Genomic DNA, 14,885 nt, shown 5'->3' on the forward strand with positions numbered 1-14,885 from the left:
TCATTGCCAGATTTCCCAAAAGTGTCATTACGGGAAATAGAAGGGTAAATCAAATGCCCATCAGGACTTTGAAGAAAGGAGCAGAACTTTTATGGAAAATTCCAAGGAATTAATCGGTATTTTGCAGGCAATCAGTATCGTTGCGAAGAATCTGGCAGAAAAGCTGATGCGGATTGACTGGGAGATGAAAGAGTATGAATCCGGTCAGGCAGCAATGTATGAAAAATCAGGAAGACAAAAAGGGAGGAAGTAGGATGCTAAAACAAAAAAAGGTATTTATCTGCAGTCCCTTCCGGGGAGATAGGTTTGAAGTGGGGCAGCATAAGATGAGTACCAAACGGTTCCTTGGTTATGACAGGGATGAAAATGGTAAATTGGTTATAAATCGGAAGCAGGCTGTGATTGTAAAACGGCTGTTTATGGAATACCTGCATGGTAAAACAACAGATTATATCAAAAGGATATTTGAGAGTGAAGGCGTGAAGAATTGGGATGGCGGTACAAAATGGCAGTCCACTACTCTTGCCAGTATGCTGGAGAATGAGAAGTACAAAGGGGATGCTTTACTGCAGAAAAGTTATACAACAGATTTCCTTACTAAGAAGCGGGTACAGAATGAAGGGGAGATTCAGCAGTACTATATTGAGGATGACCATGAAGAAATCATTGAAGACTGGATTTGGAAATGTGTGCAGTTGGAGACAGAGCGTAGGAAGCAGTATCTGGCAGAGCATAACATTACTCGGTTTTCACAGAATACGGAAGTAAATCCTTTTTCAAGTAAAATTATCTGTGGAGAGTGTGGAAAAGCTTTTGCAAGGAAGGGGTGGCGGACACCGGAGGGTGACCGGAAGGTTTGGCAGTGCAGTGTACGGTATAAAGTGAAAGGGGTTATGGGTTGTACGAATAGGCATATTGATGAGGAAACGCTTATTAAGATTTATATCTTGGCATGGAATCGGCTGTTGGAAAGTAGAGAAATACTGGTACCGGAGTGGGAAGAAAAAATACAGGGAGAGGATTTGCTGGCCAGGTTCCGGGCAATGGACTTTATGGAGGTTACGAAGGATGCAGAGCCAATAAAGAAACTTAATATAGATTTGATGCTTAGGACGGTGGATTATATCAAGGTGTATGAGAGTGGCATGGTTACGATGGTGTTCTTGGATGGGACGGAGATTGAGTGGAAATGTTAAAAATGAAAATATAGACCAATTTAGAGAATGAATCTTTTAGTTGGTCTATTTGTTTAATATGTAAAAATATGTTGTCGAAAATGGATGGGGGTTATATAATATAAATAAAAAGTGGGAAAGGAATAAATTTATGTGGTTAGATAAAGAATCTCCCATTGATTTATTGGCATATAGTCCTTTTGCAGAGTTAATTACGAATATAACGGCAAATGAACGTTTGAATCCATTGACAATAGGATTGTTTGGTCGTTGGGGTGCTGGTAAATCAACATTGTTAAAATTAGTGGAAAAGAATATTGATGAAAGAGATGTAACAAAGAAAAAATTTGTCTGTGTATCATTGAATTCATGGGTGTTTGAGGGCTATGATGATGCCAAAAGCGCAATTATGGAAAGTTTGTTACGAGCTCTTATGGACAACCAACCTGCTTTTGAAGAACTTAAAGATGACATAAAAGGGTTGATTGGAAGAATTAATTTTATGAAATTGGGGGCAGCCACAATAAGACATGGGATGCCTTTGATTATGAGCGCAATAAATCCAGCAACTGCTACACTTACAATGGCACAATATTTTTCAAAAACAAAAAGAAAAGAAATATTGGATGACATTAAACAAGTTTGGAATGAGAAAGAAGTAGAAGAAAATAAAGATACTGCTGTTGAAAATATTCGACTTTTTAGAAAAGAATTCAGTGATTTAATTGATAAATCTCATATAGATAATTTAATTGTTATGATTGACGATTTGGATAGATGTACTCCGGAGCGCGTAATAGAAACATTGGAAGCCGTTAAATTGTTTTTGTCTGTTCCCAAATCAACTTTTATTATAGCAGTAGATAGTCAGGTTATGAAATATTCTATTGAAAATAAATATCCTAAAATAACGGAAGGTTCCGAAGACTTTTCAGATAGCTATATCGAAAAGATTATTCAATTACCTATAAATATTCCGGAGTTATCTGAAACAGACATAAAAAATTATTTATTATTGTTAATATGTGAACTTTTTTTATCTAAAGGTGTTCCATCAATAAAGGCAAATCAACTTGAGATTCTTTTGAGTAAAGTTAAAGAGGCGAACATTTTCGTAGACGGAGTAAAAATTGACTTGGAATTTGTAAAATCAGCATTTGAGCACTATGACGATTCAGTATTAGAGTGTGGAACAATAAATGAATTTGAAAGAATGTTTGAAATTATTGCTAAAACAAGTGATGTAATTGCAAGTACGTTAAAAGGTAATCCAAGGCAGGCTAAAAGGTTTTTGAATTCATTTTTGATAAGAAAGAATTTGGCTGAAATATATTACAAAACAGATAAAGAATTTAATTATGCAATTTTAGCTAAATTAATGGCTTTAGAATATATTGATACGGGCCGCTTTAAAGAGTTGTATAAATGGGCTGTAGAGAACCAGAAAAATCCTAAAATAAAAGAGTTAGAAAGTATAACAAGTATTTCGAGAAACGATGAGGAATTGCCTGAAGAATACCGGAAGTGGTCTGATGAAAAAATAGTAAGATGGTTGAAATCAGATCCTATTGATTTATATGAAAAAAAATTGCTTAAATATTTCTATTTGACTAGGGAATCATTAGATATAAATGTAAGTGTATCAGATTCTTTAGGGAAAGTAGAGCTGACGATATTTAACAAAATCTTGCAATCAAAGCGTGCTACGGATTATGGTAGGACAGTGGAGAAGCTAAAAGATAATAAGGAAATTAAATATACAAAAATATTGGACGCACTTATAGAGGAATTCCGAAAAAATTGCAAATTACTAGAAAAGATGCAACCAATCTACATTTGTTATTCTGACTACAGAAGCGAAATTAAGGATGTATTAAAGAAGATGAAGATTACGGAAATCAATTTGCAAACTGCAACTGTTTTAAGTTCAATGTACCAGGTTGATAAATCAGGATTTTCTGATGTTGTTGAATCTTTAAAAAATAAGGGCCTGGATCAAAGTATAGTAGAAATTATAGTGAAAGAAAAGTAGGAGGACATATATGGGTACATCTAAAGGTTATATACCACCGAAAAATGAACAGTGGCGCCAGGCTAAAGGAGCCGTAACTAGAATGATGAAAGATTCAAGAGGCAGTGCAGGAATTAGTAAAGCGATTTCTAAATATGCAGATGCCTATATGTCAACACATCTTGGGAAAAGCAATATTTCTATAGTGGCGGGCGGACTTATGAATTTCATAAGTGCAGCCAATAAATATGGAGCAGAAAATGCAGCTAAGAATATAGGGTTAGATTCATTGTTGGATAAAAACGGTAATGAATTATATAAAGGACTTATAGATTATTTTGCCAGAGATTTTTCTACGACTGACATGCAGATCATACGCGAAAGTTTATCAGAAACTTTAAAAAGACTTGACATAGAGACTTTTAAAGATTTTGAACAAATCAATAGCGAAGAATTTTTGACGGAGTTTATAATTCAATTTGCTATAAAAAATTTTGAAACTTGTTTTGCTGAAAAAATATTTACAAATTCAGAACTATCTAAAGACTACGATCGTGTTATGGATGATGTCAGTTCTGCAATAGAAAATAGAATAATGGCAGACATTCAGTTAGAAAAGAAACTTGATTTAGATTATACGAGTAAAGAAGGTCAGGAGTATATTTCAGCCATCTGTAAAGAGTGTTATGCAGATTTAAAGAAAATGGAGGGACTGTATGAAAGTATGGATTAATAAAGCAGAAAAAATAGATCCAATTAATGAATTTGAAAATGCAATTAGATTTGACATGCTGGATGAAGGACCTAAGTCAAACCTAAAGGTGAACTTTGAAGAAATTTGGAGAAGATTTAACAATGAGAGTCTGGATGAGATTTATGAAGATTTGATAACATTGGCAGCAAGTGTCTATGCAGCAGATAAAAGGATACCACGTATAGGAATTCGGGCAGGAGAAGTGGGGGATAATTGGACTAGAGAGATACATATTTCAATACCAGTTTTGGAATTTGCAAAGTGGAATGCAGTTCAGATAAAATTAGAAGATATATTAAATTTTTTAAGTGGTGATATATGGACGGTGAATTTTAGAAAAACAGATTCAAAATTTAGAAATTTTGCTACTAAAAAAAAGTATGATTTTATAGAGGGAAAATTTGATGCTGTTTCTCTATTTTCTGGTGGTTTAGATTCCTATTCAGGTGCAATAAATTTGTTGGAAAAAGGGAAAAATATTTGTTTTGTTGGTTGCAGAGAATATAATGCATTAGGAAATAGAATTTATGCGTTACATAGAATTCTTAAGGAAAGTTATCCCAATAGAAGATTAGATATGGTACTCTTTAACACTGATGCTAGAATTCCTTATAACATAGATGAAGATTTAAAAACAAAATATATTGAAAATACGAGTAGAAGTAGATCTTTTCTTTTCCTTTCAGTTGCTTTAGCAGTTGCATCACAAGTTGGAGAAGAAGTTCCGGTTTATATTCCGGAAAATGGTTTTATAGGATTAAATATTCCATTGACGCCAAGTAGAAGAGGGAGTTGTAGCACAAGAACTACGCATGTATATTTTATTAATGCATTAAATGATCTTTTACAGATTCTTCTAATCCCACATACGATTGAAAATTTTTTTGCATATAAGACAAAGGGGGAAATAGTCCAAAGCGTCAAAATGACAAATGCATTTAAAAGGGGGGCAGGAAATACAATATCTTGTTCACACCCAATGCGTGCAGACAAGGGAATTAAAGGACGTCCAAGGAATTGTGGATATTGCTATCCATGTTTAATTCGTAGATCGTCTTTGAATGGAATTAATGTATCAGAGGAGTATTTGGAGAAATTTAAAGAAGGTTATAAAATAAGTATGGCATTTGCAAAAAATGAAAGGTATTCAAATCCAGATACTGGAAAAACAACAGATTTGAAAGCTGTGTTATTAGCAGTTCATAATCATTTGAAATATGGCAGCAAGGATTATTATACTCAAAGGTTAATTGCACTTGGTGGTATGAGCATGAAAGATATAGAAAAGTTTGTGGATGTATACATGAAATCAATGAGTGAATTGTATGATTTTATAAAAGAGCAAGCACAGTTAAACGGAAATGAATTACTTCAATTCATAGAGGAGGGGATTGATGAGTAAGTTAATAGATATGCATTTTCATCTTGATTTTTATTCAAATCATCTGCAAGTATATAACCTTATAAATCAAATGGAGCAGCATACCTTTTGTGTTACAAATCAACCAGAAATATATGAATCATGCATAGAACTGTACAAACCAACGAAGTATGTTCAATTTGGAGTTGGATTTCATCCGCAAAACGTGGGAAAAGTGAACTTTCGAAAAACATCATTTATAAGAAATTTACAATATACAAAGTATGTTGGAGAAGTTGGTTTGGACTTTTCTAAGGAATATGTGTTTTATAAAGATAAACAGATGGAAATATTTGATTATATATGCAAAATTTCAAAAGAAAAAATTATGTCTATTCACTGTCGTGTGGCGGAAGAGGAAGTGTATAGGATATTAAAAAAGAATGGGAATAGAAAAAAAATATTGCACTGGTATTCTGGAAATAAAAAATGGTTGGAAATGTTTATTGAGTTGGGTTGCTATTTTTCTATTAATTCAAACATGATAGGAAGTAAAAATGGAAAACAAATTATAAAACAAATTCCATTAGACAAATTATTTATAGAGAGTGATGGACCATTTACAAAAGTTTCTGGGAGAAAATATACAATAGATAAATTAAGCATAGTGTACAAGGAAGTAGCTTATTTAATTGGGATTAGTGAAATTGAAAGTTTAAAAAAACAAATCTTTAAAAATTATTTATCCTTAATAGAGGATTAATACAAAATGGAATAAGTATGTTTAAATCAACAGCCTGCCTAGCTCTACAAGTAAAGCTTCCGGGCAAAGGATAGCGGAGAAGATAAAGCCAGATTCTATATGTAGATAGCGATCTAGTAATACCGGAATAACAGTCTGCTTATAGAAGAATATAATGCTTGATTAAATGGAGACGGAAAGGGTGAATAAACATCCGAATTTATATAGACATGAATGTATGCTTGTGAAAAGAAGCTAACGAGAAGATGCTAATTGTTGGAGTAAAGTTCTGTGTCGCCGAAATAGTTGGGAAATTGTTATATGTACAAAAACTATGTGGTAGGTGTCGCATTGCAGGGGTATATCCAATAGTTAGGTAATTGAGAAACTAACTGGCTAGGATTTGTGCACTTTGTATGTAAATAACCATGAATGGTTAATTTTCAATGCGAAATTCATGTAAAACAGACAGGGAATTCTAAAATTAGGTAAGGAGATAATCTAAATGGAAGCTTAAAAAATTAACATTTAATATATCGGTAAACGTGAATGAAGAGGTGGCATAGATGGAGCAATTAGAACTCATAAAAATTTTAATGAAAAATACAAATATAAATTTTTTGCTTGGTGCAGGAACATCATATAACCCAGTTGTTGGTAAAGTGAATTATCCATTAATGTGGGATTTACTGGATTACATAAAAAGTAATACAAATGTGATTGATTTTTATAGTGGAATAAAAAAAGATTCGATTATACCAGTGGGGATGGGGGAGATGGTATCAGAATTATATGATACATATCTATTTGCTAAGGATGCTAATATAGAAAAATTTTTATCTGTATTGGAGGGGGTTGATTTATATATTGTAAATATGTCATTAAAAAACCAGGTTGAAGAACAGAGAGATTTAATTAGATCATTAATTCGAAATCGATTGAAGCAATCAGATAAGGACACCGTATTAGAAACTTATATTGCATTTTACAATGGTCTTAAAAATTTAAAAGAGGTAAACGGTTTAAAAAATCAGACCTTTAATATTTTTACAACCAATTATGACATGATGAATGAAATGGCAATGGAAGCACAGAACATTCATTATTATTCTGGATTTGAGGGAATTGTAAATAGGAAATTCAATTTGGCCTATTATAATTATGATTTTGTAGATAATTTTCAAATTAACCATTCAAATATAAAAGTAACACCTAATCATATGAATTTATTCAAGATACATGGTTCTCTATCGTGGTGTATGAAAAATGAAGAACTGGTTGAGAGAAACCCCTATGAACAGGAATTTTTGCCGGAAATAATATATCCTTCTGTAGATAAATTTAAAAACACTAATTTAATCATAAGTTATTCGGCGTTAATGAGAGAATTTTCAAATCGTTTATGTCAGGAAAAAACTTCATTATTTGTGACGGGAATGTCTATGGGAGATGAGCATATCAATAAAATAATTGAAAATGCATTGACAATAAATACATTTCATCTGATTATTTTCTGTGCAACAAGTGGAGAGATAACACGTTTAAAAGAGAAATATTACGCTTATAAAAATGTTATAGTCGTAAATACAGAGTATAAATTTAATGATGTTGCTGAATTGTTGCTAAAGCTTCGAGGAGGCGATAAAGATGATTGATATGTATATCGGCAAGGTAATAGAAGTATCAAATACTATCATAAGTGTAGCTATAAATAAGGAATTGGAGACACCGTACATTGTTATCAATAGTAATCCTGTACGAATTGCGGGTGTTGGAAGTTTTTTAAAGATTGAAGATATTATATATGAAATAGTAAATGAGAAAACTATACTTGAATCAGATAAAAAAGAAGTATCTATTAAAATTGCAAGTAATAGAATTGTCATTTGTAAAGTTATAGGATTTTTTGAAGGAAATGAGTTTAGACAAGGAAATAGTGGCGAGACACCTAATATATTTGATAATGCCTATACTGTTTCGGATAAAGAACTGTTGAAAATCTATTCCGGGACATCATACAGTGTCTCTATTAATGTAGGGAAATATCTATATAAAAAGGATTTGGATTTTTATATAGATATCAATAAATTCTTTGCAAGTCATTCTTTGGTTGTAGGGAATACTGGTAGTGGAAAATCTAATACACTTAATACCATTTTTACAGAATTATTTGATAATATTAATACAAAAAACAGCTATTTTCTGTTTGTTGATACAAACGGTGAGTATACCAAAGCATTTACCAATAATAAATTAAACAAAATTTTAGATACAAGAAATGCTGGTAAAAACAGTATACATATTCCTTTAAATTTATTGAAAAGTGAGGATTGGAAATTGTTGCTTGAGGCAACAGAAAAGACACAATATCCGGTAATTAAGACTGTTTGGAATGGAGTTATTAAAAATATATTTGTTAAAGAAGAGCAGGCCAATATAGCTCAATACTTATTAGATGAACTAAAAAAATCCATAATTGGGATATTAAATTCGAATGCAAATACAACAAATAAACTCGGTGCAATTAATAGTATAAAAGAGGATTTTTATTTTTTTGATGATAATTATTATAAAGAAATCGAGAATATTTTTAGTATTTTTGATAGATATACAATTAATGGAAATAAGTTCATGATTGTAAATAGTGGAGATTTTTATACTGATTATACGCATGTAATTTGCAATGAGGTAAACCAGTATACGACTTTATCAATTAAAGAAAACTTTTCTGTCGAAGATATGGGGTTTTTACTTAATATTACACATTTGTATCGAACATATAAGTATAATATTAATGAAAATAATACAAGCCCTTTGATAGGAAGATTTAATTCAAATAAAAAGGATTTTAAAGCGATTTTTTTACCTTATATAGTGGGTGATAAGAAAAATGTATTAGATTGCTTATTTGAAAAAGAACATATACTGGTATGCGATGTGAGCAGAGCAAAAAAGGATATTAGAAGAATAATCGTAACGTTTTTATGTGCAAAGCTATATGATTTTTTACTTAATTCTAAGGAAAAGAATTTTTCTTTGCACTTGATTGTTGATGAAGCTCACAATTATTTATCAGCGCAAAATATTGATAAAGAAGATGCCATTGCCAAAACATGCATTGATACTTTTGAAAGCATCATCAAAGAAGGCAGAAAGTTTGGGGTATTTCTTACAATGGCAACTCAAAGACCTAGTGATATTACACCGACTTTATTATCGCAGTCTCACAATTATGTGATTCATAAATTGGTTAATCCCAGAGACATAGACATTATAAAGAATACAGTGCCTTTTATAGATGAGATGAGTATAGCAATGCTTAGTATTTTATCACCTGGACAAGCTATATTTTCTGGTACAGCTTTTAATAGACCTAACATTGTTCAGGTGAAATTTGATGATAGTGTTACCAAAGTAGAGAGTGATACTATTAAACTGATGGAATATTGGAGGCGAAAGAAAAATTTTGATGAGAAGTCATTAAAAATCGTACATGATGAAGTAGATACTGAACGTGAATTAGTAAAATTGTTTGGAGGTATTACATTTATTGCTTCCGATGAACTAGAGTGTTGTGAATGTAGAGAGAAATATATATGTGTAAATAATGATTATGCACCTTATGGAATGTGTCTTAGTTGTGGAGCGATGAATAAGATTGTTAATTGTACAAATTGTGGCGTGCAAGTAGTAGATGCAGACGACATAGTTCAAGAACCAATATATTGTGATGACTGTAGAAGAGAATTATTTGAATGTACTTTTTGCCTGGAAGAAGGTATCAATGGTACCTAAAAGGATAAAGGATGTGTGGGAAGAATAATGAAGCGTATTTATTCGTTATTTAAGGTGGGGAAAAGGGGGTAAAATTCTTACCAAGAGGGGTAAAAAATTATCACAAGGGTAAGAGGAGTAAAACTCCAAATCAGGCATTCTATAACAAAACGTTAGGGCGAACCTTTTGCCGTGTAGTATAAAAGACAACTTTCACCGCATGTGGAAACTGTGGCACTTCTCATGCAGAAAGCTTATTCTAAGAGCATTTGCGATACTATTTGATGGAAATTAATAAACTATGATATGTAAATAACTTTTAAAGGAGTAATATCATGATTGGGGAAAATAAAGATATATTAATAGACAAGCTGGGGTTTTCATCAAATACGTTTAACGTAATAAAGAAATATAATATTAGTAATTTAGGTGAATTAATGCAGCTTTCAATAGAAGAGATACTAGGTATAGATTCTATTGATAAATATGTTGCTGTAGAAATATTAGATGTTATAAAAAAATCTATTCTGGGGGAAATAGAAACTGATTTAAACCTGGAAGCAGAAATAAATGATGTTGTCTTAGAAAAGAACGTTAATTTCAATAAACATAACAATACTACTCAGGAGAAGAAAATCAAGGTTCTGCATTATCTGGATGAAACAACAATTTCGGAAGATGTTCATGATACTTTATTTTACGACTCAAATGGTTTTATTATGAACGATATTGACGTGAATGATATGAGGATGTCTGCAAGAGCTACGGGAGCTTTATTAAGAAATAAATATATGACGGCAAAGTCTATCGTGAACACGGATTATAAAGATTTTTTGGAAGTAAAAGGAATGGGGGCTGGCACCAGAGAAGAAATTTTAAATAAACTTAAAGAAATTATCTGTATTCAATATAAGGCGGATGAACATAGTCATCTCATTGATCTGTATTCTAATAGAATTAAAGAAGATATAAAAATAAATTGTCCGGATCTTGATGATGCGATATATAGTAACCAGGTAAAGGTCATTGTATATAAGAATAGGGATTTACTGGAATCCGATATAGAAATGGTATGGGGAAATAGAAATTTATTAAATAAAATATTTTCAGATGTTTCAATTTTTAAGCTGTTTGAAAACTATATTTGCTCTTTGCTTCAGGAAACTGCAATAGTACCAATGGATACATTAAAGAAGATGCTGCCCTTTGGACTATGTTCATCTGATATTTTTATGGAAATAATTGAGAAGCTTAAAGCCCAAGATAAGGTGGATTATACAGATGATGGATTGCAATATCATCTTTTAACAGTTCAGGATTATACGGATCGGATGGAGGAAGGAAATCAAAAAACAGCTTTAATGTGTCGATTAAAGGGTATGACTCTGGAAGAGACCGGCAGCATTATAGGGATAACTAGAGAAAGAGTAAGACAGATTACAAAAAAGGCAATTGAGAATATGCCGAAGCTTAGAGAAGATGACTTTAAATATTGGTTCGAAAATTATGACATTACGAAGGAAGAGTTTAAGAACATATTTAGTTTGTCAGAAGAATCGTTTAACTATCTTAAAGGAACTTATAAAAAAGGTTCTAAGGGGTTAGAAGAATTACTAAATGATGAGCATATTTCAGGTATAATTGCACAAAAGGCAGTAAAAGAAATGTATAAATACTGTGTAGTAATCGGTGGAGAATATATCCCAATAAAAAGAGAAGCTATAATAAGGAAGTTACTTGAAATAAATTATAGTGATCAGGAGTGTACTATTTCAGAATATTATCAGCTATATATGGATTTTCTGAAAATGAATGGATTAGAGAATGTTGAGCGGCTGTTATATCCCACAGAAAGAGCCTTTGAGGCAAGGATGGATGATCAATGCTATGTTCTTAGCAAATACGGACACCGGATTAGATATTATAATATGCAGGAATATGATCTTGACAGGTTGTTTGCAGAATTAGGTTTTGATTCATTTCAAAACATGGAGATTTCTACACTGAAACTGTTTAATGTTTATCCTGAATTAATGGAAGAATTCAATATTATGGATGAGTATGAATTACATAATATTATAAAGAAAAATATTGATAAATTGCCGATAAACTTATCATTAGGAAGGATGCCATTTATTTCCATTGGAGAATCAGACAGAGAACAGCAGACCGTAGAATTTTTATACAGAGTTGCACCGATTGAGTTTTATGCTTTTGGTAAGGCATATGAGGAAGAATTTGGTGTCAAAAGCGAAACAGCATTGGCTAACTTTACACCTTTTATCAATAAATATTACAATAACGGTATGTTTTCTGTGGACTATAAGATTATGTCAGATGCTGAATATAAAATAATGGGGAATAAACTTATAAAAGACTTTTATTTTATCGAAGATATTGAAAATATCTACATGGAAACATTCCCAAAAGGAGATAAGGAAAAAGTAAATCCATATACACTAAAAACTATGGGATTTCAGGTGTATATTGATTATGTTATAAAAAATACTTATCCGAATGGAGAGGAGTATTTTAAAGCACTTTTACTTAAGGATGAGATTACGGATCTTGACATGTTTGACAGACGTATTAAGTATAATCAAAATTTTGCAGGTGTTCTGGAGGGCATGCGCATTAATTGTGATATTTTGGAATTTGAAAAAAATAAGTATTTGACTTATGGAAGTTTTAGTGAAAAGGCACCGGATATATCGCAAGAAGATTTAAAACAATATGCATTTGATGCGGCACAATATGATAACGAAGAGTTTTTTTCAATAAAATCTATCAGAAAAAACGGATTTACAAGTAAATTGGATAAGCTTGGTTATGACGATTGGTTTTATGGAGCCTTATTACGCGGTAATAAGGAGATTCGTTATAGTAAAGTAGGCGGTGGTTTCCTTTTTAGTCACATAGGAAGGCAGTTTACGCGTGCTGATTTCTTTTTGTTTATCATGAAAAAGTTGAAGAAAATAGACATTATGGAGTTTATTGAATTTATACAGGAGGAATATGGATTAAACTTTGACAGATATGATATCACTCCGATTATAGGTCAATCAAGTATGTACTATGATTCTAAGCGGGAAAAGATTTATATGAACAAAGAAGTATACTATGATGATATTTAGTATGAAAGTTTTACTTTTACAAAGGTATTCACTTTTCCGGCAGGATGCGCATCGTTTTGCACAGCTATTTTCCGTATTTCCCACCCCATAAAACCCCATAAAACTCCTCCATGTATAAATTGACAACACATTTCAATAAATGCTATAATTACCCCAAATACATAAATTTCCATTCTACATTAATTAGAAAAAGGGGAAGTAAATTATGAGAAAGAAAAAATTACTGGCATTTGCAATGATTTTGATCGTGGTGTTCAATTTAGTATCCTGCGGCAATACCAGTGCCGGAGGCAAAACAGATCAGGTGAATACAGATCAAACGGGTCAGGAGAAGGCGGTTCAGAAGAAAGCAGGTGCATTCCCGGGCACCACGGATGAAGATACCGTCGTGTTAGACATTACCACAGAACCTGTTGAGATGAACTCCATCCTTGTGTGTGATGCGGTTGCCATGAGTATATTGTCACACTGCATGTCTGGTATTGCCAGACTGGATAAAAATGACGAGCCGGTGGCTGACTTGGCAGAAAAGTGGGACATCAGTGCAGATAATACGAAATATGTTATTTACTTAAAGCAGAATGCAAAGTGGTCCAATGGTGAACCGGTTACCGCAAAGGATTTTTATTTTGCATGGGTAACCCAGATGAAGCCGGATACAGGTGCATTCATGGCTTCGTTTTTATATGAGAATATTAAAAACGGAGAAGCTTTTTATAATGGGCAGGCAGATGAATCGGAACTGGGAATTAAGGTGAGAGATGATTATACATTGGAGATTGAATGGTCACATCCTATGACGGATGGCCTGTTCCTTTTAGCACTGCCCATGTATTTTCCGATGAATCAAAAGGCTTATGAAGAAATTGGTGCTGCGGAATATGGAAAAGATGCGGATAAGATGGTTACGAACGGGGCGTACAGGCTGACGGAATGGACCCATGATGACCATATGATGCTGGAAAAGTGGGATGATTATTACAATGCTTCTGATATCAGGATTCCTAAGGTCAAGCTGGCTATGATCGGCGATACGAATACCCGGCTGAATGCTTTTACAACCGGAGAAATTGATCTGTGCAATATTTACAGTGAGCAGATTGCACAGGTGAAAGATAAAGATGAAAAAGCAATTCATACCTATATTGACGGGGGAACGTGGTATCTCGGATTTAATATGGAGAATGAGTATCTGGCTAATGAAAATATTCGGAAAGCGCTGGCTTATTCCATTGATACACAGAGTCTTCTTGATAATGTGATTGCAGACGGGTCTGTTGCAGCAGATGGTCTCGTGCCGGAGATGATTGCAGGTGCCGGAGAGAAAAGCTATGCCAGTGCACGTGGCAGCCTGTTCGCATATGATTTGGAAAATGCAAAAAAATATATGGAACTTGCTCTGGAGGAATTGAAAATAGCAGCCGCAGATATAAAGCTGACACTGGATGTTGTGGATACGTCTTACAGCCAGAATCAGGCGGCATATATCCAGCAGCAGTGGAAGACAAATCTTGGTATTGATGTGACGATTAATGCCCAGGCATGGAAAGCACTTCAGGAAGCGAAAGAAAATGGAGATTTTAATATAAGCATTGAGGCAAACGGGCCGACTGAGAATACTGCAATGACATTTTTGGAATACTTCGCCAGTGATAATGTCAATAACATGGGGAAATACTCCAATCCTGAGTATGACAGGCTTTTGGCAGATGCAGATGAGCAAGGTGATGCCGGCAAAAAACAGGAACTGATGATTCAGGCAGAAAAGTTATTGTTAGATGATATGGCGATGGGGCCGCTGTATTTTACCTGTACTACATATGCAGTGTCAGACAAAGTGGAGGGTCTGGTACGTACGCCGTTCCAGTATTTCAACGTGTGTGACGGTGCGTCTATTAATGCCCGGTAAGGCAGAGAGCAGAGGTGAAAATTTTG

The 14,885-nt window shown here is 33.2% G+C and carries 10 protein-coding genes; all 10 read left to right on the forward strand.

The window, feature by feature from the left end; translation table 11 throughout:
• The first annotated feature begins 91 nt into the window (after nucleotides 1–91).
• The 10 genes from CD03_RS38225 to CD03_RS0108605 all read left to right on the forward strand — a co-directional run bounded on the left by CD03_RS38225 (nucleotide 92) and on the right by CD03_RS0108605 (nucleotide 14,859).
• Entirely contained in the window at nucleotides 92–253 is a 162-nt protein-coding gene (locus CD03_RS38225; RefSeq protein ID WP_197041647.1) for a hypothetical protein, read from the forward strand.
• A 1-nt stretch (nucleotide 254) separates the two neighbouring features.
• Nucleotides 255–1,196, forward strand: a complete 942-nt coding sequence (locus tag CD03_RS32935) for a recombinase family protein (protein WP_242849068.1) — start codon at nucleotides 255–257, stop codon at nucleotides 1,194–1,196.
• A gap of 130 nt (nucleotides 1,197–1,326) precedes the next feature.
• On the forward strand, nucleotides 1,327–3,207 hold the full coding sequence (locus CD03_RS0108565) for a KAP family P-loop NTPase fold protein (RefSeq protein ID WP_027293288.1): 1,881 nt from the start codon (nucleotides 1,327–1,329) through the stop codon (nucleotides 3,205–3,207).
• A gap of 10 nt (nucleotides 3,208–3,217) precedes the next feature.
• The gene (locus CD03_RS0108570; protein WP_027293289.1) at nucleotides 3,218–3,919 is read left to right on the forward strand and encodes a hypothetical protein; all 702 of its coding nucleotides are present in this window, start codon (nucleotides 3,218–3,220) and stop codon (nucleotides 3,917–3,919) included.
• A complete protein-coding gene (gene qatC / locus CD03_RS32940) occupies nucleotides 3,903–5,342 on the forward strand; it encodes a Qat anti-phage system QueC-like protein QatC (protein ID WP_044289251.1) in 1,440 nt (479 codons plus the stop codon). Before CD03_RS0108570 ends, qatC begins: the two co-directional genes overlap by 17 nt.
• Nucleotides 5,335–6,063 (forward strand): TatD family hydrolase, encoded by a 729-nt coding sequence (locus CD03_RS0108580; RefSeq protein WP_027293290.1) that lies wholly within the window; start codon nucleotides 5,335–5,337, stop codon nucleotides 6,061–6,063. The genes qatC and CD03_RS0108580 overlap by 8 nt, the downstream gene beginning before the upstream one ends.
• A 545-nt stretch (nucleotides 6,064–6,608) precedes the next feature.
• Entirely contained in the window at nucleotides 6,609–7,697 is a 1,089-nt protein-coding gene (locus tag CD03_RS0108585) for an SIR2 family protein (protein WP_027293291.1), read from the forward strand.
• Nucleotides 7,690–9,837, forward strand: coding sequence for an ATP-binding protein (locus CD03_RS0108590; protein ID WP_027293292.1), 2,148 nt, complete (start codon nucleotides 7,690–7,692; stop codon nucleotides 9,835–9,837). The genes CD03_RS0108585 and CD03_RS0108590 overlap by 8 nt, the downstream gene beginning before the upstream one ends.
• A gap of 314 nt (nucleotides 9,838–10,151) precedes the next feature.
• On the forward strand, nucleotides 10,152–12,950 hold the full coding sequence (locus CD03_RS0108595; RefSeq protein ID WP_027293293.1) for a DNA-directed RNA polymerase subunit alpha C-terminal domain-containing protein: 2,799 nt from the start codon (nucleotides 10,152–10,154) through the stop codon (nucleotides 12,948–12,950).
• Nucleotides 12,951–13,155: 205 nt separating this feature from the next.
• On the forward strand, nucleotides 13,156–14,859 hold the full coding sequence (locus CD03_RS0108605) for a peptide ABC transporter substrate-binding protein (protein ID WP_027293294.1): 1,704 nt from the start codon (nucleotides 13,156–13,158) through the stop codon (nucleotides 14,857–14,859).
• Nucleotides 14,860–14,885: the final 26 nt, after the last annotated feature.

It is taken from the genome of Robinsoniella sp. KNHs210 (assembly GCF_000686105.1).
Taxonomy (GTDB): domain Bacteria; phylum Bacillota; class Clostridia; order Lachnospirales; family Lachnospiraceae; genus Robinsoniella; species Robinsoniella peoriensis.

Excerpts from the sequence above, each read along its gene's own strand:
- CD03_RS38225 (WP_197041647.1), top strand. The coding sequence starts at position 92 with ATGGAAAATTCCAAGGAATTAATCGGTATTTTGCAGGCAATCAGTATC.
- CD03_RS32935 (WP_242849068.1), top strand. The coding sequence starts at position 255 with ATGCTAAAACAAAAAAAGGTATTTATCTGCAGTCCCTTCCGGGGAGAT.
- CD03_RS0108565 (WP_027293288.1), top strand. The coding sequence starts at position 1,327 with ATGTGGTTAGATAAAGAATCTCCCATTGATTTATTGGCATATAGTCCT.
- CD03_RS0108570 (WP_027293289.1), top strand. The coding sequence starts at position 3,218 with ATGGGTACATCTAAAGGTTATATACCACCGAAAAATGAACAGTGGCGC.
- qatC (WP_044289251.1), top strand. The coding sequence starts at position 3,903 with ATGAAAGTATGGATTAATAAAGCAGAAAAAATAGATCCAATTAATGAA.
- CD03_RS0108580 (WP_027293290.1), top strand. The coding sequence starts at position 5,335 with ATGAGTAAGTTAATAGATATGCATTTTCATCTTGATTTTTATTCAAAT.
- CD03_RS0108585 (WP_027293291.1), top strand. The coding sequence starts at position 6,609 with ATGGAGCAATTAGAACTCATAAAAATTTTAATGAAAAATACAAATATA.
- CD03_RS0108590 (WP_027293292.1), top strand. The coding sequence starts at position 7,690 with ATGATTGATATGTATATCGGCAAGGTAATAGAAGTATCAAATACTATC.
- CD03_RS0108595 (WP_027293293.1), top strand. The coding sequence starts at position 10,152 with ATGATTGGGGAAAATAAAGATATATTAATAGACAAGCTGGGGTTTTCA.
- CD03_RS0108605 (WP_027293294.1), top strand. The coding sequence starts at position 13,156 with ATGAGAAAGAAAAAATTACTGGCATTTGCAATGATTTTGATCGTGGTG.